General features: G+C 65.3%; 20 protein-coding genes. 8 read left to right on the forward strand and 12 right to left on the reverse strand.

The features are described 5' to 3' along the window. The first annotated feature begins 68 nt into the window (after positions 1-68). The 4 genes from RBH26_RS04980 (at position 69) to RBH26_RS04995 (ending at position 3680) form a co-directional block, all read left to right on the forward strand. Complete coding sequence (locus tag RBH26_RS04980) at positions 69-485, forward strand: cobalamin B12-binding domain-containing protein (RefSeq protein ID WP_306756984.1); 417 nt, start codon at positions 69-71, stop codon at positions 483-485. Continuing rightward, positions 482-1588, forward strand: coding sequence for a methylmalonyl Co-A mutase-associated GTPase MeaB (meaB, locus tag RBH26_RS04985; RefSeq protein ID WP_306756985.1), 1107 nt, complete (start codon positions 482-484; stop codon positions 1586-1588). The genes RBH26_RS04980 and meaB overlap by 4 nt, the downstream gene beginning before the upstream one ends. Positions 1589-1821: 233 nt before the next feature. Beyond that, a complete protein-coding gene (locus RBH26_RS04990; protein ID WP_306756987.1) occupies positions 1822-2760 on the forward strand; it encodes an alpha/beta hydrolase in 939 nt (312 codons plus the stop codon). A 173-nt stretch (positions 2761-2933) separates the two neighbouring features. Then, on the forward strand, positions 2934-3680 hold the full coding sequence (locus RBH26_RS04995; protein ID WP_306756988.1) for a helix-turn-helix domain-containing protein: 747 nt from the start codon (positions 2934-2936) through the stop codon (positions 3678-3680). A gap of 100 nt (positions 3681-3780) precedes the next feature. Here the strand turns inward: RBH26_RS04995 and RBH26_RS05000 are convergent, their stop codons facing one another. The 11 genes from RBH26_RS05000 to RBH26_RS05050 all read right to left on the reverse strand — a co-directional run bounded on the left by RBH26_RS05000 (position 3781) and on the right by RBH26_RS05050 (position 15064). Beyond that, a complete protein-coding gene (locus RBH26_RS05000; protein ID WP_306756989.1) occupies positions 3781-4542 on the reverse strand; it encodes a CoA-transferase in 762 nt (253 codons plus the stop codon). Further along, a complete protein-coding gene (locus RBH26_RS05005) occupies positions 4539-5561 on the reverse strand; it encodes a CoA-transferase (protein ID WP_306756990.1) in 1023 nt (340 codons plus the stop codon). The genes RBH26_RS05000 and RBH26_RS05005 overlap by 4 nt, the downstream gene beginning before the upstream one ends. Continuing rightward, positions 5558-5965 carry an OB-fold domain-containing protein gene (locus tag RBH26_RS05010; protein ID WP_306756991.1) on the reverse strand — a complete coding sequence of 136 codons (408 nt, stop codon included), beginning with the start codon at positions 5963-5965 and terminating at the stop codon, positions 5558-5560. The genes RBH26_RS05005 and RBH26_RS05010 overlap by 4 nt, the downstream gene beginning before the upstream one ends. After that, entirely contained in the window at positions 5962-7134 is a 1173-nt protein-coding gene (locus RBH26_RS05015) for a thiolase domain-containing protein (RefSeq protein ID WP_306756992.1), read from the reverse strand. Before RBH26_RS05015 ends, RBH26_RS05010 begins: the two co-directional genes overlap by 4 nt. A 252-nt stretch (positions 7135-7386) precedes the next feature. Next, entirely contained in the window at positions 7387-8901 is a 1515-nt protein-coding gene (locus RBH26_RS05020) for a sodium:proline symporter (RefSeq protein WP_306756994.1), read from the reverse strand. Further along, a complete protein-coding gene (locus RBH26_RS05025) occupies positions 8898-9413 on the reverse strand; it encodes a hypothetical protein (protein WP_306756995.1) in 516 nt (171 codons plus the stop codon). The genes RBH26_RS05020 and RBH26_RS05025 overlap by 4 nt, the downstream gene beginning before the upstream one ends. Positions 9414-9473: 60 nt before the next feature. After that, a complete protein-coding gene (locus RBH26_RS05030; protein WP_306756996.1) occupies positions 9474-10343 on the reverse strand; it encodes an SDR family oxidoreductase in 870 nt (289 codons plus the stop codon). 180 nt (positions 10344-10523) lie between these two features. Beyond that, positions 10524-12146, reverse strand: coding sequence for a BCCT family transporter (locus RBH26_RS05035; protein WP_306756997.1), 1623 nt, complete (start codon positions 12144-12146; stop codon positions 10524-10526). Positions 12147-12363: 217 nt separating this feature from the next. Further along, entirely contained in the window at positions 12364-13218 is an 855-nt protein-coding gene (locus RBH26_RS05040) for an NAD+ synthase (RefSeq protein WP_306756998.1), read from the reverse strand. Between the two features lie 287 nt (positions 13219-13505). Next, positions 13506-13895: a Zn-ribbon domain-containing OB-fold protein gene (locus RBH26_RS05045; protein ID WP_306756999.1), complete on the reverse strand. Its 390-nt coding sequence runs from the start codon at positions 13893-13895 to the stop codon at positions 13506-13508. Beyond that, on the reverse strand, positions 13895-15064 hold the full coding sequence (locus RBH26_RS05050; protein WP_306757000.1) for a thiolase domain-containing protein: 1170 nt from the start codon (positions 15062-15064) through the stop codon (positions 13895-13897). The genes RBH26_RS05045 and RBH26_RS05050 overlap by 1 nt, the downstream gene beginning before the upstream one ends. A 131-nt stretch (positions 15065-15195) precedes the next feature. Here RBH26_RS05050 and RBH26_RS05055 point away from each other — a divergent pair, with 131 nt between their 5' ends. Continuing rightward, positions 15196-16263: a M42 family metallopeptidase gene (locus RBH26_RS05055; protein ID WP_306757001.1), complete on the forward strand. Its 1068-nt coding sequence runs from the start codon at positions 15196-15198 to the stop codon at positions 16261-16263. Here RBH26_RS05055 and RBH26_RS05060 read toward each other — a convergent pair whose 3' ends face one another. Next, entirely contained in the window at positions 16264-16785 is a 522-nt protein-coding gene (locus RBH26_RS05060) for an SRPBCC family protein (protein WP_306757002.1), read from the reverse strand. Between the two features lie 110 nt (positions 16786-16895). Between RBH26_RS05060 and RBH26_RS05065 the strand changes: the two genes are divergently transcribed. The 3 genes from RBH26_RS05065 to coaBC all read left to right on the forward strand — a co-directional run bounded on the left by RBH26_RS05065 (position 16896) and on the right by coaBC (position 21414). After that, positions 16896-17684, forward strand: a complete 789-nt coding sequence (locus RBH26_RS05065; protein ID WP_345784077.1) for an NAD(P)/FAD-dependent oxidoreductase — start codon at positions 16896-16898, stop codon at positions 17682-17684. Positions 17685-17904: 220 nt separating this feature from the next. Beyond that, complete coding sequence (locus RBH26_RS05070; protein WP_306757005.1) at positions 17905-20055, forward strand: IucA/IucC family protein; 2151 nt, start codon at positions 17905-17907, stop codon at positions 20053-20055. 153 nt (positions 20056-20208) lie between these two features. Beyond that, positions 20209-21414 (forward strand): bifunctional phosphopantothenoylcysteine decarboxylase/phosphopantothenate--cysteine ligase CoaBC, encoded by a 1206-nt coding sequence (coaBC, locus tag RBH26_RS05075; protein WP_306757006.1) that lies wholly within the window; start codon positions 20209-20211, stop codon positions 21412-21414. Positions 21415-21507: the final 93 nt, after the last annotated feature.

Below are 21507 nucleotides of genomic sequence, written 5' to 3' on the forward strand. Positions count from 1 at the left end.
GGCGTCACTCCACAGATCCCTCCGGAATTTCCGTTAAAGTCAAACAGGCGGCGAAGGAAACGGATGGTATGAGCAGCGAACAGGAGCAGGAGTCGATTCGATGTCTCGTCGCGAAAGTAGGTCTCGACGGCCACGACCGAGGGGCACACGTTATCGCGCGGGCATTCCGTGACGCCGGGTTCGAAGTCATCTACTCTGGACTGCACAAGGCACCGGAAGAGGTCGTCCAGGCGGCCGTCCAGGAGGACGTCGACGTCCTCGGAATCTCCATTCTGTCGGGCGCCCACGATACGCTGATCCCGAAGATCATGGACGGACTCGAGGAGTACGGCGCCAAAGAAGACACGCTCGTCCTGGCCGGCGGCGTCATCCCCGACGAAGACCGTGAGGAACTCAAAGCGGAAGGCGTCTCGGCCGTCTTCGGTCCCGGCACGTCCGTCGAGGAGACCATCGAGTTCGTCCGCGAGAACGCCCCCGAGCGATGAGCACTGACGAGGAACTACTCGAGGACCTGCTCGCAGGGGAATACCGCGCGCTGGCTCGAGTCATCTCGAAGATCGAGGACCGTGCGCCCGGCTATCGGGAGCTGGTCTCGGAGCTGTATGCCCACACCGGCAACGCGGACGTGATCGGCATCACGGGCTCGCCGGGTGCGGGCAAGTCGACGCTGGTCGACAAGCTCGCCGAGACCTACCGCGACCGAGGAGAGACGGTCGGCATCATCGCGATCGACCCCTCCTCGCCGTTTACGGGCGGAGCCGTGCTTGGCGATCGCATCCGGATGGCCTCGACGGTAGGCGATATGGACGTCTTCGTCCGCTCGATGAGTGCCCGCGGCACCCTCGGTGGGCTGTCGACGGCCACGGCCGACGCCGTCAAAGCGATGGACGCCTTCGGCAAGGACAAGATCATCATCGAGACCGTCGGTGCCGGCCAAAACGAGATCGACATCGTCCGTACTGCCGACACCGTCGCCGTCCTCGTCCCGCCCGGCTCGGGCGACGAGATCCAGACGCTCAAGGCCGGCATCCTCGAGATCGCCGACGTCTTCGTCGTCAACAAGGCCGACCGCGACGGCGCCGATCGAACCGTCCAGGAGCTACAGGACATGATCCAACTCGAGGGCGGTGGTGGCGGACTCGGCGGTGGCGGTAGCAGCGATGGCCACCACAGCCAGGAGGTCATCGACGCCCACGACGACTGGGACCCCGAAACCGACGAGACCGACGAGCCCGAGGGCTGGACGACGCCCATCGTCGAAACCGTCGCGATCCGAGGCGTCGGCGTCGAGGATCTCATCGACGAGTTTGGGGCCCACCGCGAGTATCTCGTCGACTCCGGCGAACACGCCGAGCAGGTCCGCGGACGCTATGCCGAGGAGATCCGCACGCTGCTTCGCGAGGACGTCCACGCCATGCTCGAGGACGAACTCGAAGCTGCCGGCGGGGTCGACGACCTCGCCGAGGCAGTCCGGCAGGGTGAGACAGATCCCTACTCGATCGCCGACGACGTCCTCGACCCCGTCGAGACCTGTCTCGAAGGCCTCGAGACCGACGATCGCTCTAGTGGCGGTTCAAGCCTGAACTGATGGGTCGAATCCTGCGGTGTCGTCCGATTCGACCCATTAGTCGACGGTTGGAACGGTACTAGTGGCGGTCCAAGCCTGAACTGAGACGGATTGCTGTACCGATGTACCGGCGCAACCGCCGCCGGATCGGCTGGACCGGGTTCGGCCGATCGGCCGTGCTAGCTCCGCTGACTCTCGTCCGCCAGTCGTGTTCCGACCGGAACTCTAAACCGATCGCCATTGTACGGCCGCACATGAAAGCCCGAACCGTCCTCGGTGCAGCGGTTGGAACCGTCGGCACAGCCGTACTCGGGAACCGCCTCCTGCGAACGCGGGCGGACGACCTCGAGAACCCGCTCCCGGGAGTCGAGCGGACCATCCGCTGGCGAGGCATCGAGACGACCTACACGGTCGCCGGCGATCCGAACGATCCGGAGATGCTTCTCGTACACGGGATCTACCCGGGTGCGAGCAGCCACGAGTTCGCGCCGATCGTCGAGCGACTCGCCGAGGACTATCGCGTGATCGCGGTCGACCTCCCCGGATTCGGTCGCTCTGAGCGGCCGCCGCTGGTCTACTCCGCGCCGCTGTATGCCGAGTTCGTCCGTGACTTCGCAGCTGACGTGGCCGACGAACCGATCGTCGTCGCCTCCTCGCTGACCGGGTCGTTCGTCGCCGAGGCGGCGACGGAAACGGCGTTCGAACGGCTCGTCTTGATCTGTCCGACCGACGAAACCGTCGACGAACGGCCGTGGCTCCGAACGCTGCTCCGGACCCCCGTCGTCGGGACGACGCTGTGTAACCTGCTCTCGAGCAAGCCTGCGATCCGCTATTTCTACACTCGTGACGGCTACTACGACGCCGACCGCATCGATGCAGCAGCAGTCGACTACGCCTGGCAAAGCGCCCACCAGCCCGGCGCCCGGTACGCTCTCGCCTCCGCTCGCTCCGGGACGCTCGACCCCAACTCCGAGTTCGACCTCGCGACGGAACTGGCCGCCGTCGAGACGCCGACGACGCTCGTCTGGGGTCGTGACGCCGAACACGTCTCGCTGCGTGAGGGGCGTGACCTTGCCGAGGCTGCGGATCTCGATCTCGTCGTCATCGACTACGCGACACAGCTCCCACACGCCGAACATCCCGACGAGTTCGTCGAATATCTGGCTGCAGAGTTGTTACACGTCGGCGAGTAATTATAACGCCACGACGCCCCGTAACTCGATTCGTTCGAACGTCTTCTACCACACACACATCCGATGACATTTATTCGGCTGAACTCCGATAGCTAGACGGATGTTCGTTTCCGAGCGCGAAAGAAACGAAATGGCAAATATTTAGTCCCGATACTAGGAATATAGATCGTTAAATGAAGACGCTCAAACTCGATATGGTGCAGTACGACTGTCCATACATCCGGACGACGCGCCAACACGACGTCGCGTTCCATACCCAACACTGGGAGTTCGACCAGGCCGATCGGACCCTCGAGACGCGACTGCTGGCGATCGGCTCGAGTCGATCCGAACTCAGCGACGCCCTCGAGACGTTCAGCACGTTCCAGATGTCGAATGGAATCGAACTGCTCTCGCGAAAAGCAAATACGGCGATGTTGCGCTCCCAGATCGACGAGACCAACGCCATGCGGACGGTACTCGACAACGACGGCTACGTGACCGGTCCGTTCGTCATCCGCGACGGCAGCGAGATCTGGAACGTCGGGTTCGACACCCGGGAAAGCGCCGATCGGACCCTCGCCGAACTCGAGCGCGAAAACGAGTACGACGTCGCGAGTGAGGGGTCACTGGAGGTCGACGACTTCTTTACCATCCTGCAGAACCTCGACTCGCTCGGACCGTTGCTCTCGGCCCTCCAGCAACTCACCGATACCGAACTCGAGACACTCGAGACAGCCGTCGAGAACGGTTACTTCTCGACACCGCGGGGGATGAACCTGGAGGAACTGTCGAACGAGTTCGACGTCTCGAAGATGGGTGCTTCGAAGAACCTGCGACGGAGCCAGCGCAAGGTCCTCCGGGAAGTCGTCCGCGTCGCCAACGACCTCGACGCCCAGGCGGATCTACAGGACGATTCGTCGTTCCGACTCGAGAACTGACCCGCAACGAGCGTCTTCTCTTCGCCCGCGTCCCCCGGCCGTCAACGGCTACAGGGATCGATCGCGAGAATCTGGGCCGGGACCGGATGACTTTCGAGCGTCAGCGAATGATACCGCGGGGATCGATCTCCTCTCGCAGGAGCCGGAGCTGTTCGTCCGTCGGCTCCGGACTCCGTTCGTACTCTCCGACGTCGATCTCGAACGAGCTGTGCTCGTTGACAGTGTCTTCCTCGATTCCAGGGTGGAGGAACTCGAGTTTCATCTCCCGGCTCTCCTCGTCGAAGCCGTAGACGCCGTACTGGGTGATGACGTAGCTGGGGCCGGTCTCCCGCGGGAGCCCCGCGTCGGCTCGCGAGCCGGGGCCCTCTAAGTAGCCAGGCGTCGTCCGGAAGTCGAGTTCTTCGACGAAGCTACTCTCGTCCTGGCGCATCGCGACGATCGTCTCGTGGGCAAGCGAGCCGATGTCGTTTGCGCCGCCGCTTCCCGGGAACCGGACCGTCGGCTGCTCCCAGTCGCCGATAACAGTCGAGTTGAGGTTGCCGTACTGGTCGATCTGTGCGGCGCCGAGGAAGCCGTAGTCGACGAACCCCGCCTGCATGTGTGACATCACGTCGTGCATCCCCGCCGCCTGGATGCCGTGGTGGAACGTCCGTTCGTCGCCGACCGAGATCGGGAGTTCGGGGGCGTCCGGCCCGATCCCGCCGGCTTCGTAGATCATCGTCGCGTCGGGCGCGTGGGTCTTCTGGGCCAACATCGCGGCGAGCATCGGCATCCCGGTGCCGACGATGACGGTGCTCTCGTCCTCGATGAGGCTCGCGGCGACGGTCGTCAGCAGTTCAGTCGGCGTGTAGTCGTCGCTCATACCCGATCACCTCCGTTCGGACCGCCTTCGTCCGGGCGATCGTAGTTCTCGATCGCCTCGAGTTCGGCGAGTCGATCCGGCCCGCCGACGGCCTCGAGGTACTCCTCGAAGTCCTCGGTGCCCGTGACGTAGCGCTCGAGGTACTCCTCGACGCCCTCCTCGGTCTCGGTGAGCTCCATCCACTCCTCGAGGTGGGCCTCGTCGAAGTAGTACTGGTAGGGCATCTCGCCGGGATGGCTGCCGTAAGGCGCCTCGACGACGGCGTCGACGAGGAAATAAGGAATCTCGATCTCCTTCGGTCGGGCGCGCAGTTCGTCGCTGTCGACGATCTCCTCGGCGGTGAGGATCACCCGTTTCGCCGCGCCGGCGAGTTCGGGGTCCTCGACGCTGATGCCGTCGATGACCGCATTGCCGTACTTGTCGGCTTTCGTGGCGTGGATAACGGCGACGTCGGGGTGACAGGCCGGGACGAGCGCGATCGGGTCGCCGCTCCAGGGATCCTCGACGACCTTCGCGGAACTCTTCTCGAAGGTGTCCGTCCCCGAGAGGATGCGGGCCGGAACGAATGGAACACCCATCTTCCCCGCGAGGAACCGCCACTGGAGCATCGCGTTGCTCGCTTCCGCGACGACTTCGACCTCGCCGTTTTCGACCTTGCGGCGGCCGGCGGGGGCCAGTCCGCGGGTCTCGTGGGCGAAACAGTATGCGGCTTCGACCCGGGAGACGGCGCCGGCGGCGATCAACAGGTCGGCGTCGAAGACGGTCGTCTTCCCCGAGAGCGTCAGATCGCTGATCCCCTGTCTGACGATCTCGTGGAGGATCGGCGTCGAGATACGGACGTGGCCGAAGCCGCCGCTTGCGATCAGGTCGCCGTCGTCGACGTAGCGCTCGACGGCCTCGGTCGCGCTGACGCGTTTGTCGTCGAACGCGCGCGAACGTTCCTCGCGGTTCCACCGACGGATCTCGTCGGGGTGTTCCCAGCCGACGAGTTCGCCGTCGCCCTCCTCGAGGACGTTCATCGGTCGCTCACCTCCTCGGCTGCGGGGACGAATCCGACGAGTCGCTCGTCGTCCGTTGCCGAGCGACGCACCGTCGGTTCGACCTCGAGGCCTCGTTCGACTGCCTCGGGATCGACGCCGGTGACCTGTCCCGTCAGGGTGACCGGTCCGAAGTCGACGAGCGCGACCGCGTAGGGCGCGTCGTCCGCGAAGTCGGGATGGGGGACGTGGATCGTCGTCGTCGCCGTCACCGTGCCGGTCTCCGGCAGTGGTTCGCGCTCGAGTGTCGACGACGGCCCGACGGCGGCCGGCGGCACGGTCGGTTCCCCGTCGGCAAGCAGGTAAAAGCCGTCGTCGGCCTCGAGGGCGTCGAGCCAGTCTCCGTGGCCGACGTCTCGGAGCTCGGTCGTCGCTTCGACGCTCATGCTCCCACCTCCTCGAGGACGTGTACCGAAGCAGTCGCGACCGTTCCACCCGCGTTGTGTGCGACGCCGGTCGTCGCCGCAGGCACGGCGTCGGCGTTGGGGTGGCTTCCGTCGAGCAGCTTCGTCAGTTCGACGAGCTGGCTGACGCCGGTCGCGCCGACCGGGTGACCCTTGGCCTTGAGCCCGCCCGAGAGGTTGACCGGCAGATCGCCGTCGGCAGTCGTCTCGCCGTTTCGGGCGGCGCTGGCCGCCTCGCCGGGCTCGTACAGACCCAGGGCTTCCAGCGCGAGGAGTTCGGCGATCGTAAAGCAGTCGTGGACCTCCGCGAGGTCGACGTCTGCCGGTTCGATGTCCGCCTGCTCGTAGGCGTCGTCGGCCGCCGCTTCTGCGGCTTTCGTTCGCGTGAGATCGTCCCGATCCTGCAAAGCGAGTGCGTCGGTTCCCCGACCGGAGCCGGTGATCGCGGCCGCGGGCTCGAGGTCCTGAGCCGCGGCGTACTCCGGCGAGACGAGCACCGCCGCGGCCGCCCCGTCCGTGATCGGACAGGCGTCGTACAGGCCAAGTGGGTCGGCGACCGTCGGCGCCTCGAGGACGTCCGCGACGTCGATCTCCTCGCGGTACTGGGCCTTCGGGTTGGTCGCCGCGTTCGCGTGGTTTTTCACCGCGACGTGGGCCAGGTCCTCGTGGCTCGCGTCGTGGCGCTCGAGGTAGGCGTCGGCGAGCAGCCCGTAGGCGCCCGGGAACGTTACGCCGGCGCCGACCTCGTGGACGGCGTCGGCAGCGTGGGCGAGCGTCGCCGTCGTCGCTGCCGTCCCGAGGTTGGTCATCCGCTCCATCCCACCGACGAGGACGACGTCGACGTCGCCGCTGCGGATCGCCCTGACGGCGTCGGCGACCGCGTAGCCACCGGACGCACAGGCGTTTTCGACCCGCGTGGCCTCGAGATCCGGACCGGCGAGTCCGGCGGCCATCAGCGGCGCCTGGTGGTTCTGTTCTTCTGCGGTCGCACCCAGGAAGTTCCCGTAGTAGAGAGCGTCGAGGTCGGTATCCGAGACGGTGCTTCGCTCAAGCGCCAGCGACCGTGCCTCGGCGAACAGCTCCCGACCGGTCCGGTCGGGGTGTTCACCGAAGTCGGTCGCGCCGACACCAGCGACGAGTACCTCTGTCATACCTAACACATGGGACGCTACCGATGAGAAACGGCTGGTTGATATATATACGCTCGAGGACTGTGGGCGGCGACGGTGTCGAAATCGACTGTGGCCGCTGGAATAGTAGTTTCGGTGAGTCGGAAAACGTCCGTATCGAACTGCGGCCGCGGAACCGCCGCGGCCTAGATTTTCAGGAAGAGGACGACCAGGTTGATCAACAGCATCGCGACGAAGCCGACGAGCCAGAGTGCCACGTTCTCATCACCTCCGTTAGAGCTTGAAGATCGGTTTGACGTGTTCGGGCACGTTCTCGCCGCTCGCGCCGTTGGTGAGATAGGAGACGAACACCGTCACGACGATTGCGACCGAGATCGCGATGAAGTAGAAGTCCATCCCGATCGGGAACGCGAAGCCGAGTTGGGTCGCGACGAGGAGTGCGACGTTGAGCACCAGCGCCGACACGAGGCCGGCCGCGACGCCTTCTCGACTCGCACCTTGCCAGAGCAGGCCGATGACGACGGCCGGCACCGTCCCGCTGACGAACGTTCCCCAGCCGAAGGTGCCGAGGATCGCGACGAGGTGGCCGCCGTAGAGCCCGAAGAGGACCGAGCCGACGCCGATCACGAGCACGGCCACGCGACCGAGCCACGTCTCGCGTCGCTCGTTTGGCTCCAATCCTGCGGCACGCACGAGGTCTCGAGCGATCGCTCCGGACGCGACCGAGAGGAAGAACGCGGCCGTCGACATGATCGCCGCGACAAGCCCCGCGTAGATGATCATCTGGAGGACGATGTGGAGCCGTTCGACGAACTCGAAGGCGGCGAAGTCGGGGTCGGCGAACGGCTCGATCGTCCCCGAGGCGACGAGATAGAGCGCGACGAAGCCGATGAGCATCCACAGCAGGCTACCGACGGCGTAGGTGACGCCGCTGATGAGCCCGACCGTTCGGAGCCCTTTGGGGTCGTCGATCGAGAACATCCGCTGGAGGACCTGTGGCTGGCCCATGACGCCGATGGCGAACACGATGGGCCAGATCAACAGCAGTCCAGGAGCCTCGCTTTCGGCGAGACCCCAGCCGTCGAGCATCTCGGGGGTAAACGCCTTCGTGACGTCCTCACCCGAGAGTTGGTCTGCCGTCGCGACGGTCATCGTCGTGTTCTCCATGCCGCCGGCGATCTGGAAGAAGCCGACGACGACGCCGACGACGCCGACGAGCATCACGGCACCGGTGTAGGCGCCCGCGAGCTGTGCGGAGGCCATCCCGCCGACCGCGACGTAGACGATGATCAGTCCGAAGACGAGCCAGACGGCCGCCTCGACGGAGATTCCGAGGATCACCGAGAGCACGTAGCCGCCGCCGGCGACCTGTGAGGCGAGATACGACCAGCAGGCGATAAACAGGATCAACGCGAGCAACCCACGGATCAGCCCGCTATCGAACCGTTCGTCGGCGATATCGCCGAGTGTCCCGATGTCGGCGACGTCGGCCATCCCGCGGACGCGCTTGCCGATGATCCAGTAGGCCATCGCGAAGCCGATCCCGCTGGCGAAGGTCATCCACAGCGACGAAACGCCCATCTCGTAGACCAGTCCGGGGCCGCCGATGAACCCGAAGGCGCTCATGATCCCGGACATACTCGCGAGAGTGATCACTGCCGCACCGAACATCTTGGTCGCGCCGTAGAAGTCGTCCGAGTCCTCGACCAGCCGCTTACTGTAGAGGCCGACGCCGAACACCGAGAGGATAAACAGCGCGACGAAGCCGGGCACGATGAGGTCCATCATCGGTTACGCACCTCCGTGGGCTCCGAACTCGACGTCTGGGCGCCGTCTGTGGCCTGCTCGGCTTTGATCTCTTCGACCTCCTCGAGGAACCGGTTCCACTCCGACTCGGGCAGAAACTCCGAGCGGAAGTAGAGGCCGTAGGCAAGCGTCACCGTCATGAAGCCGCCGATCCAGTAGAGCCAGTAGGCGGCGGCGAAGGAGGGATGCATCCCGGTGATCAGGAACTCGGGGGGCTGGCCGGCGAACGCCCGGGAGTAGTACTCGATCAGCCCGAAGGCCGCGAGCTGAAGGACGGTCCAGGCGCCGAGAGGATACACGAGCAGCTTCGTCGAGATCGTCCCGTTCGAACTCGCCCCGATGATGAACCACGGATGAAACAGGAACACGCCAACGAGGAGGCCGACGAACCAGTAGCCGGCCAGCCCGAGGACGAGCACGGCCAGCCACAGGACGCCGCTTGCAAGCATCAACGGCGTCGTCAACCCGTCGACGTCGATTTCTCCGTCTAGCATGTGTCGGTACCTCCACCGTGTCTCGTTTCGTTCGCTCCGTTTGCAGTGCCCATCGATCCATCACTCGTAGGTGTTGACGTAGCCGCCGTCCCATAGCAGATCGCCGCCGTTGAGGTGTTTGCCGTGTTGGGAGAGGCCGAACGCGAACAGGTTCCCGACGTCGACCGGCTCCATCATCTCCGAGGTCCGGGCCTGGCCGAGCATCACGTTCTCGACGACCTCCCGTTCGGTGATGCCCCGTTCCTGTGCGGTATCCTCGATCTGGTTCAACACCAGCGGCGTCTTCACGTAGCCCGAACTGACGGAGAACGCGCGAACGTCGCCATCACCTTCCGCGGCGATCGATTGGGTGAGCCCGCGAAGCCCGAACTTCATCGTGTTGTAGGCAGCCTTGTCGCGGGTGACGTAGTGGCCGTGGACCGACGCCATGTTGGCGATGGCGCCGACGCCGTCCTCGGCGTTCCGGATGTGTGGCAGTGCGAGCTTCGAGAGGTACATCGGCGCCCGCAGCATGACCTGATAGATCAGGTCGAACCGTTCCATCGGGAACTCCTCGATCGGGGAGATGTACTGCATGCCGGCGACGTTGACGACGTACCGAAGCTGGCCGATCGCGGCCGCCTCCTCGACGAGGGCTTCGATCTCCGCGTCGTCGGTCAGATCACACCGGATCGTCTCGAGGCGATCCTCGACGCCCAGCTCGGCCGCCTTCGTCGTGGTTTCCTCGAGACCGTCCTCGTCGACGTCCGTCGCGACCGTCGTCAGGCCGTTCGCCGCGAGGACGAGGGCGGTCGCACGTCCGATCCCGGACGCGGCACCGGTCACGATCGCGACGTTCTCCGGCGCGAACCGCGGGTCGTCGAGCGTCATGATCGCGTCGGTGGTTATCTCCGGCGGGTCGATACGTTCGTCAGTACCGTCTGCTACCATACTACCGAATATTCGACGCGAGCCCCGAAGTTACGCAGGTTTATATGTAATCACGAGTCCGATAGTGGCGTCGATCGCGTCGGTACAGATGTCCGACGCCGAAGTGACTCGAATCGGTAGAAACACTATTCACGCCCGATCGTACGCAATCGATCGGACGGTCATTGTCGTCCGGGGTTCCTAATCGTCGGCGACGGACTCGTCGAAGGTGGACTTCGATCCGGGAACGGTGACGTCGTCCTCCTCGCGGAGGAAGATCGAGTTCCGGTTGCCGAAGGCCAACACCATCGAGACGACGGCCAGCAGCGTGATGATGGCAAAGGGGCCGCCGGTGATGATCGCGGCCGCCTGCAGCGCGTCGACGCCGCCGGTGACCATCAGCAGCGACGCGAGCGCGCCGATGAGAAAGCCCCAGACGACCCGGTTGATCGTCGAAGGTTCGCGTTTCCCGCCGGTCGTCAGCAGTCCGAGCGCGAGCGTCGAGGAGTCGGCCGACGTGACGAAAAACGTCGTCACCAACACGAGGAACATTGCGGTCAGGAGTCCGCCAAGCGGCATCGACTCGAACAGCGGATAGCCGGATCCGGCTTCACCGAGGTTCGAGACGACGCTTAGGATGTCCGCCTGGCCGGTCTGCTGGAAGAAGATCGCCGAGCCGCCCATCGTGGCGAACCACGGGATCGTGACGCCGGTCGAGGCGACGACGCCGGTGACCGCGACCTGGCGTACGGTACGGCCTCGGGAGATGCGGGCGATGAACAGCCCGACGAACGGCGCCCACGAGAACCACCAGGCCCAGTAGAAGACGGTCCATTCGCCGACCCACGCCGAGACGCTGGCGCCGGTGCCCGCGTCGGCACCGGTGTAGAAGCTCATCGTGATGAACTGGTTGATGTAGCCGCCAAGCGCCTCGGTGCCGACGGCCATGATGTACCGCGTCGGGCCGAGCACGAACGTGGCGCCGAGCAACAGGAGAAACAGCGCGAGGTTGAAATACGAGAGCCGCCGGATCCCCTTCTTGACGCCGAGCGCGACCGAGATCGTGAACGCGACCGTCAGCCCCGTGATGATGAGGATCGTTCCGAGGTCGCCGACCGTAGTCCCGGTCGTCCACTCGAGGCCGACGAGGAACTGGTCGCCGACGAACCCGAGTGTTGCGGCGACGCCACCGATCGTCGCGAACACCGCGAGCACGTCGACGACTTTCGCGAGCGGCCGATCGAGGTCGTCGATCCCGAGCCAGGGCGCGAGGATCGTCGAGACGCGCAGGGGTGCCCCGTACCGGTGACCGTAGTACGCGATCGGGATCCCGAGGACGACGTAGGCCGTCCACGCGGAGATCCCCCAGTGGAAGAACGTGTACTGAATCGCTCCCACCGCGGCCTCGGGTGTTCCCGACTCGGCGCCGATAAACGGTGAGACCGAGTCGAAGTGGAAGATCGCCTCCGCGGGACCCCAGAAGACGATCCCGGCGGCGATCCCCGCCGAATACAACATCGCGAAGTAGGCGGGGAAGCTAAACGCCGGCTCTTCCCCATCTTCGCCGAGCGTGATGTTTCCCCACGGCCCGAAGACGAGAAAGCCAACGAAGAGGACGAGGACGAACATCACGAGCAGGTACGCCCAGCCGAGGTTCACCCAGAGGGCGTCGTTGATACCATGCATCAGGTCGGCCGCGGCCTCGTCTCTGAACGCGAAAGCGAGCACGGCAAGCGCCGTGACGAGGAAGCCGGCGCCGAAGACTGCGTAGTCAAGTTCGGCCGTGAATCCGCGCCAGAGTTCTTTGATGTCTGTACTGCTCATACGATACTCACTGCCATACGACACGTAGTACTGCGCATTCTCGTGGAACGCTGTGGATTTTCCGACGGTCGCTCGCTGCCGATACGTCGACGATCGGTCATCGAAACGTGAGCGTTGCTCTCACTCGAGTAGAATCAATTCGTGTTCGTTACCGTTCGCTGTCGGTATGATCGACGGTCAGCAACGGTCGTCGGTCGGTGAGGGACATCCGTCTCGATCAGAACAGTGGCTCCGGCGCGGCCGGTGGCGTTCGCTTGTGTTCGCTCTCCTCGTGGAGCGATTCGACGTGTTCGACCTTCTCGACGGTGGTGTCGGCGAGTCGTGCGGCGACCGACGCCGGGAGATTGCCGTCGATATAAAAGGCGAGGACGGCGTCGAGCGTATCGTAGTCGAGTCCGAGTTCCTCCTCGTCGGTCCCGTAGTCGACCATGTCGCCGGTCGGTGTCTTCTGGACCAGCGATTCTGCCACGCCGAGGTGGGCCGCGACCTGGCGGACCTGCTGTTTGTACAGGTTTCCGAGAGGGTTGCAGTCGACGCCCCCGTCGCCGTATTTCGTCACGTAGCCGGTCGCCAGTTCCGCGCGGTTACCGGTTCCGAGGACGATCCGGTTCTCGCGGTTGGCGACGAGGTAGGTCATCGTCATCCGGACGCGGGCGCTCGTGTTCCCCACGTACCGACCTTCCCACTGGTCTTCGGAGGCGTTGTCGTTCTCGGCGTCGGCTCGCTCGAGGGTCTCCTCGACGATCGGATCGATGCCGATCACGTCGTAGTCGATCCCCAGGTTCTCAGCGACCTGTTCGGCGTCGCTCATGTTTTCGTCTTCGTTTACCGCTTTGGGGAGGATGATGCCGTGGACGGCGTCGGCCCCGAGGGCCTCGACGGCGAGGTGGGCAGTCGCCGTGCTGTCGATGCCGCCGGAGAGTGCGATCTCGGCACCGTCGGCGTCTGCCGCCTCGACTCGGTTGCGGATGAAGGCAGTGAGATGATCGACCTGTGTCTCGAGTTCCGATTCCGAAAGTCGGAGATCGACAGGTTCGATCGCGTTCTGCGTCTGCTCGTAGAGACTCGCCATGTGGACCCGCAAGTAACCGGAAGCTCACATAAAAGCCGTGTGTTTTCGAAATCAGCCGGTACAGTATAGTGTGTGGGTCGTTTTCAAGGCTCGTGCCTGTCGATCGTGGGGTCGGTCGAGCGGTCGGTGGCGGTAGACGGACTGCTGTGCCGAGTTACTGCCGATCTCCAGAACGGGGGCGGTCAGTGACGACAGGAGACCGTATCATACGGATTGCTGTACCGATGTACCGGCGCAACCGCAGCCCGGGTCGCGGTTGCGACGGTACCGACTTACAGTAGTCCGTATCAGACCGGGGTCAGCGCCAGTACTCGCTCGCCGGTCGTCTCCGAGACCGTCACCTCGATCTCGACCTCGAGGCCTGTCTCGACGTCGCCGAGATCGATCCCGGCGATCTGCCCGGTGAGCCGAACGGGACCGAAGCTGGCGACGGCCGTCGCGTAGGGTGCGTCCTCCTCGAACGCCGGCGTCGGGACGTGCGTGACGGTGAACGTCCGAACCTCGCCCGTCCCGGGGAGGGGGACCTCCTCGAGGTCGGTCGCGCCGCAGTCGGGACAGACCTGTCGGGGCGGCAGGGAGCCGTGTCCGTTCGGACACTCGAGGTAGTACGCCTCGTCCTCTTCGGCGGCGTCGAGCCACTCGTCGAAGCCGGCGTCTCGGGTTTCGTTCTCGGACATTACTCGCTCACCTCCTCGAGGACGTGGACTGTCGCACTCGCGACCGTCCCACCCGCGTTGTGGGCGAGGCCGGTCGTCGCATCCGCGACGAACTCGCTGTTGGGGTGGTCGCCCGACAGGAGTTTTGCGACCTCGGCGATCTGGGAGGCGCCGGTCGCGCCGACGGGATGGCCCTTAGCCTTGAGCCCGCCCGAGAGGTTGACCGGCAGGTCGCCGTCGGCGGTCGTCCGGCCATCGCGGGCCGCCGAGATCCCCTCGCCGATCGGGAATAAGTCGAGTGCCTCGAGTGCGAGGACTTCGGCGATGGTAAAGCAGTCGTGGACCTCCGCGAGGTCGACGTCAGCGGCGTCGATCCCGGCGTCGGTGTAGGCTTCCGTACCGGCCTCACGGGCCGCAGGCGAGCGTGCGAGGTATTCGCGGTCGTGCAGCGCCATCCGGTCGCCGCCCTGTCCGGTACCGGTGATCGCGACCGGTGCTTCGAGGTCGTGTTCCTCGGCGTACTCCTCGCTCGTCAGCACGACGGCGGCGGCACCGTCCGAGATCGGACAGGCGTCGTAGAGACCGAGCGGCTCCGAGACCGGCGGGGCCTCGAGGACGTCGTCGACGTCGATCGCGCTCTGGTATTGGGCCTTGTCGTTGTTCAGCGCGTTCTCGTGGTTCTTGACCGCGATGTGGGCCAGATCCTCACGTTCGCCATCGAACTCGTCGAAGTACGCCTGAGCCATCAGCGCGTACGCGCCGGGGAAGGTCATCCCTGCACGGACCTCCCAGAGGTCGTCTGCGGCGATGGCGAGTGCATCCGTCGCACCGGCAGTGCCGAGGTTGGTCATCCGTTCGGCGCCGCCGACGAGGACGACGTCGTCCTCGCCGTTGCGGATCCGCATGACCGCATCTCGGACGGCCGTTCCGCTCGAGGCACAGGCCGACTCGTAGCGAGTCGCGGGGGCCTGGATCCCTGCGGCTTCGGCCATCAGGGGGCCGTGGTGGCCCTGGTGTTCGGCCAACTCCCCCATAAAGTTGCCATAAAGGAGGGCGTCGACGTCGTCGCGTGAAACGCCGCTGTCGTCGAACGCCGTGATGCTCGCTTCCGCGAAGAGGTCCCGGCTCGTCCGCTCGGGCGTGTTTCCGAACGGCGTCAGACCGACACCTGCGACACGTACGTCACTCATATACACACTCTTAACAGGTCCGTCCGTTAATACTCCGCGGTTAACATCGCAACCGTCCCGGCAGTTGGTGCAGCAAGCGATCAACCACTGTCACCCGCGGGTTTATAACCGAACCGCTCACAAAAGCGAGTATGGAATCCGCTCCGTTCGATTTCGAATTTCTCGCGGAACTGACCGAGACGAGCGGCGTCCCCGGCTACGAGGACCGGGTTCGAGAACGGGTCAAAGACGTGTTCGAAGCAAACGTCGACCGCGTTCGAACCGACGCGATGGGCAACGTCGTCGGGACCCTCGAAGGCGACGCCGACTTCTCGGTCGCTGTCGCCGCTCACATGGACGAGATCGGCTTCATGGTCCGGAACGTAGCCGGCGACGACGACGGCGACGGGTTCGTCGAACTCGACGCCCTCGGCGGCTGGGACGCCCGGATCCTCAAAGCTCAGCGTGTGACGATCCACACCGACGACGGCGACCTCCCGGGCGTGATCGGCTCGCCGCCACCACACACCCTAGACGAGGCGGACCGCGAGTCGACACCCGACGTCGAGGACGTCGTCGTCGACCTTGGCCGCCCCTACGAGGAGGTCGACGAGCGAGTCTCGCCTGGCGATCTCGTGACGATGGACCAATCGACCGAACGCGTCGGCGAGACGGTCACCGGCAAGGCGCTCGACGATCGGGTCTGTCTGTTCGCGATGCTCGAGGCCGCTCGCCGGCTCGAGGACCCCGACGTAACGATCCACTTCTGTGCGACGGTCCAGGAAGAAGTCGGCTTGCGTGGCGCCAGGGCGCTTGGCGTCGACGTCGATCCCGACTTGGCGATCGCCCTCGACGTCACCGTCGCCAACGATATCCCCGGTTTCGATGCCGGCGAGCACGTCACCGAACTCGGCGACGGCGCAGCGATCAAACTCAAAGACGGGAGCGCGATCACGAACCCGAAGGTACACAAACGACTGCAGTCGGTCGCCGAAGAGCGGGCGATCGACTATCAACACGAGATCCTCCCCTCGGGGGGCACCGACACGGCCGGCTTCCAGCTCGCCGGCGGCGCGACGCCGGTCGGCGCGATCTCGGTTCCGACGCGATACCTCCACACGCCGACCGAGACAGCCCACGTCGACGACGTCGCGGCGACGATCGAGCTGCTCGAGGCGTTTCTCGAGAGCGAGGACGGCGAGTACGACTACACGCTCTAATTAGGGCATCTGGTGTACGCGTAACTCGACGTCCCGTCGCTGGCCTTCGATATCGGTGACGAGCCGCTGGACGACTTCCTCGGCCTCGTCTAAGATCTTGGGTTCGACCTTCGAGACGACCCAGTCGAGCGAGACGAACCGCGGCAGCGAGAGTGCGTCCTCGTCGGCCGAGTGTGGATCGTAGGCCGCCTCGAAGAAGATCCGACTCGCCGTCTCCGCGCCGGCCGGCGCCGAGTCGGGCTCGGGTTCGACGCGCCACTCGCCGCGGGCATCGATCTCGTTGCGGAGTCGCCACTGGATCGACGTCGGCGGCGTGATCTCCGTCACCTCCGATCGAGCAGTGTAGCCGAGTTTCCACCACTGGAGTCGGAGGTCGTAGACGGAGCCGACGGTGCCGTTACCGTTTGCTCGGACCTCCTCGAGGTGTTCCGTATACCGCGGGTAGTCGGTAAACGACCGCACGTACGGGAAGACCTCCTCGGGCGGGCGGTACGCGAGCGTGCTGAGGAGAATTCTGTCCACGGATCCGTTACGAGCGATTCGAACGTAAGGATTGCTATCGAACCGGTCGGAAACTGACTGTTTCCCGACAGTAGTATCGGTCAATCGATCCCGCTCCCGAGCCAGAGCGGTTGGCCGGAGTCGCCACCTTCTATACCGACGGTGCGGTACGTCGAGGCATGCGAGACGTCTGTATCGTCGGCGGCGGTGTCTCCGGTCTCGCCGCCTCGATTTTCACCGCACGCGCGGGACTCGACACTCTCGTCATCGACGGCGGGGAGTCGATCCTCGCGCGCAACGCCAGCCTCGAGAACTACCCTGGCTTTCCCGATGGGGTCGACGCCCGCCAACTCTTGGAACTGATCCGCAAGCAGGCCCACAACGCGGGTGCGACGTTCGAACTGGGGCACGTGACACACGTCGAACCGGTCGACGAGACGGACCTCGAGCAGGGGTTCGTTCTCGAGACCGACGGCGGGGAGCCCCTCGAGGCCCGGCGCGTGATTGCAGCCTCCTGGAAGGACAGTGAGTATCTGGTCCCGCTGGACGTCGGTCGCACCCAACGCGGGACCAAGTACTTCGTCAGCACCGACGACGCCGGACGGACCGCCGTCGACGGCGTCTACGCGGCGGGACGGATCGCCGACGAGCCCCACCAGGCGATCGTCGCGGCCGGCCACGGGTCGAAAGTCGGGCTCGCAGTCATCCACGACTCCGAGGTGAACTTCTACCACGACTGGGTCGTCCCCGAGGGCTATTTCACCGAACGCGACATCGAGGTGCCGCCGGGCTGTGAGGAGATCGACGACGAGGAGCGACGTCAGCGCGACCAGCAAGCCCGGGAGACGATCCTCGAGGCCTTTTCCGAACCGCTGGACGAGCGGCCGACGATGCACCCAAGCGTCGTCGACGACGAGTAATACTGCCGGACAGCAGTCAGTGAACCGTCGATCGCGGATTCGCGGCCATCACCGCCGGCAACGGCCGCAGTAGTGTGACCGACGGTGAATAGTTCTGTCCGGCAGTATACCCGTCCGCGGACGGGAGACACACCGTCGCAGTGTGTTTCCAGCCAGTGTATCGCCACCCGATGAATTATCCTGGTTCACGACGAATCGACCGGGAGACGGCGTCGTACGTATGACCGGAACGAACCAGGGGCCTCGAACTCGAGGGCGATGTTCGCTTCGAACGGCAGCCGAGCGTGACGCGTTCGGCGTCGCAACGCAATATACGCGGGCACACGACCTCGCGGTGCCGGCCGAATCGGCCTATCTCGAGGCCCTGCCGGCCGCTCGCCGCGAGATCAGCCACCGGTTTGCTCGCGGGCTGTTACGCGGGAAGCCACGTGGTCTCTCGGCCCCGCGGTTCGTGAGTCGTGAGTCCCTCGAGTCGGAGTCGGCGTCGGTCCCCGACGGCTCCGCGCCGCTGTCGGCACTCGAGGCAGACCGGCTCGCGTCGATCGCTGCCGACTGCCCCGAGTCGTGTCGTCGGCTGGGGCTGGTGGCGCTACCCGGCGCTGAGTGTGTCTTGTTCGTGCCGATCGCGACGCGTCACGGCTACGACCGGTTTCGGCTGGTCGGCACGATCCGTTCCTGGACGCCAAACACCGACGCGGTGACCGAACTCGATCATCCGGTTGATCTCGTTTCGCTGGTTGCGCGTGAGGGTGCGTTCAGCGACGACGAGCAGGCCGACCGCATCAGAACGGAGATCGCCGAGAGCGTCGCCAACCTCGCGCTGGCACGACTCGCCAGCGCCGTACACGGCACGCGAGTCGACGGCGTCGGAGACGACCCGCCTCTCGAGGCCGTCGCGAGTGGCGTCCCGGCTGCCGACGCCAGTGCCGCTTTCGAACGGATCGTCACCGACGGCCATCCGTTCCACCCCAGCGGCAAGATCCGACGCGGAATGTCACCGGGCGAGGGGCTCGCGTACGCTCCCGAGTTCACCGACCGGATCGACGTTCGGTTCGTCGCCGTCGACCGGGCGTTCGCCCTCGAGACGCGGGCGGCGACGGCCGGTGGCGAGCGGTTGACCGATCGGTTGTACGCCGCCTTCGAGGGCCTCGAGGGCGCACTCGAGCGGGCGTTGCCCGCCGGCTGCGAGCCTGACGAGTACGCCGTCGTGCCGATCCATCCGCTGCAGTATCACCGGACGATTCCGGACCGGTACGGCGATCGGATCGCCGACGGTCGCGTCGTACCGATCCCCGACTACAGCCGGCCGGCGACGCCCCAACTCAACCTCCGGACGGTCGTTCCCGACGGCGATGGGACTCACTCGCCCGACGACGTGCCGTTCCACCTCAAACTCGCGATTCCCGTCCAGACGACCAACGTCGTGCGGACGCTCTCGCCACACGCCGTCTCGAACGGCCCGCAGGTAACCGACGTCGTGCGCTCGATCGTCGATCGCGACGGGTTCGAGACGCTGGGGCTGCTGGCCGAGCCGGCCGCGACGTGTTACTACCCGCCCGGCGGCCCCCACCCGAGCGGCGATGGGTTCGACGACGCGCGACACCTGTCGGGCCTGGTGCGGACGAATCCGCTGTTACACCCACACGTCGCGGAGCGGACGGCCGAGACGTATCCGGTGGTCGCCTCGAGTCTCGTCGCCGACACGCCGACGACGGGACGACCGCTCGTTGCCGAACTGATCGCACAGTACGGCGACGCGATCGGGTGTCCCAGTACTGAACGCGCCGCACTCGAGTTCGTGACACGGTACGCCGCGGTCGTCGTCCCCGACCAACTGCGGCTGTTGTGTACCTACGGTATCGCCCTCGAGAGCCATCTCCAGAACAGTCTGGTCGTCTTCGACGCCGAGAGCGCGCGACCGCTGTCGACGCTCGTCCGGGACCTCGGCGGGATTCGCGTGTACGGTGGCCGACTCGAGAACCACGGACTCTCGATCGATCCGTATCCCGACTCGGATCTGGACGCCGACGACGAGTCGGCGCTCTACCGGAAGCTGTACTACGCGCTCTTTCAGAACCACCTCGCGGAACTCGTTGCGACGATCGCTTACGAACTAGACGTCGACGAACGGGCGTGTTGGGCGCGGATCCGCGAGCAATGCGAGCAGGCGTTCGAGGCGATTCGAGCCGACGGAGACGCCCCAGCGGACCGAGTCCGACGCGACCGACGGACCCTGTTTGACGAGCCGACAGTCCACAAGGCCCTGACCGCGATGCGACTGCAGGGCAACCGCCACGAGTACGTGACCAGCGACGTCTCGAACCCGCTTTCGACTGCGGGCCGCGAGCGGATCGACCGTCCTTCGAAGTAACGAATTGCTCGACGGGCTCGAGATCGGTTGGAGAGACGTCTCTGGCAGCAGTTACCGACCCCGTGTCGATCGGTCGGCACGGCGGACCGTCTCGACACTCGAGCGGCGATACCTCGCTATACTTAACATAGTGGGTGCGTGAAGAGGAAACGAATGCTCGAGGGAGTCAACGTCGCGCTCGGGGTGACGGGATCGATCGCGGCCGTCAAGACGGTCGAACTGGCCCACGAGTTGCGACGCCAGGGCGCCGAGGTACAGGGCGTGATGACCGAAAGCGCCCAGGGAATCGTCCATCCGTGGGCCGTCGAGTTCGCCACGGACAACGACGTCGTCACGGAGATTACGGGGAGCGTCGAACACGTCGAACTCTGTGGGTACGACGGCTGGGCCGACGTCTTCCTGATCGCGCCGGCGACAGCGAACACGGTCGGGAAGATCGCCGGTGCGGTCGACGATACGCCCGTGACGACGTGTGCGACGACCGCGCTCGGGGCCGACACGCCGGTCGTGATCGCGCCGGCGATGCACGAGCCGATGTACGACCATCCCGGCGTCCTCGAGGCGATCGAGACGGTCGAGGAGTGGGGCGTCGAGTTCGTCGATCCACGCATCGAGGAGGGGAAAGCCAAGATCGCCACCGAAGAGGCGATCGTCACAGACGTCGCACGCGCGGCCGGCGACCGACCGCTCGGGGGAACCCACGTCGTTCTTACCAGCGGCGCGACCGCCGAATCGATCGATCCAATTCGCGTGTTGACGAACCGCTCGTCGGGGCAGATGGGCCGGGCGGTCGCGAAGGCCTGCTACGTCCGTGGTGCCGACGTGACGCTCGTTCACGGCGTCGTCGGTCCCCGGGCGGTCACGAGTGACGCGGCCGCGTTCGAATCGATCCCGTACGCGACCGTCCAGAACGTCGAGAGCACCGCCGAGATGCTCGCGGCGACTCGTGAGGCCTGTACGGACGCGGACACACTGGTCTCGGCGGCCGCGATCGGTGACTACACTGTCGAGGAGAGTACAGAGAAGATCCGATCGGGCCAGCAGCTTACGCTTGAACTCGAGCCGACGCCGAAACTCATCGACGAGATCCGAGCCGAGCGACCGGAGCTGCCGATCGTCGGCTTCAAGGCCGAGACGTCGGGTGACGAGACGGCAATGGTCGAACAGGCACGGGAGACACTCGAGCGCGCCGGTCTGGCCTTCGTCGTTGCCAACGACGCGAGCGTCATGGGCGCCGAGGGAACGAAGGCGCTGCTGGTCCACGCGGAAGACGTTGCCCGCTACGAGGGGACGAAGGCGGGACTTGGCGGCGAGATCGCCGATTCGATCGCCGCGATCGTCGGTGACTCACAGCCGTAGTCGACGACCCGTCACGAGAGTTATATAGGTGGCGTTCGTGCCACGAATTAATACGTATGCGATCGGTTTCAGCTATCGTCTCGACTGCAATGC

It is taken from the genome of Natronolimnohabitans sp. A-GB9 (assembly GCF_030848565.1).
Classification (GTDB): Archaea; Halobacteriota; Halobacteria; order Halobacteriales; family Natrialbaceae; genus Natronolimnohabitans.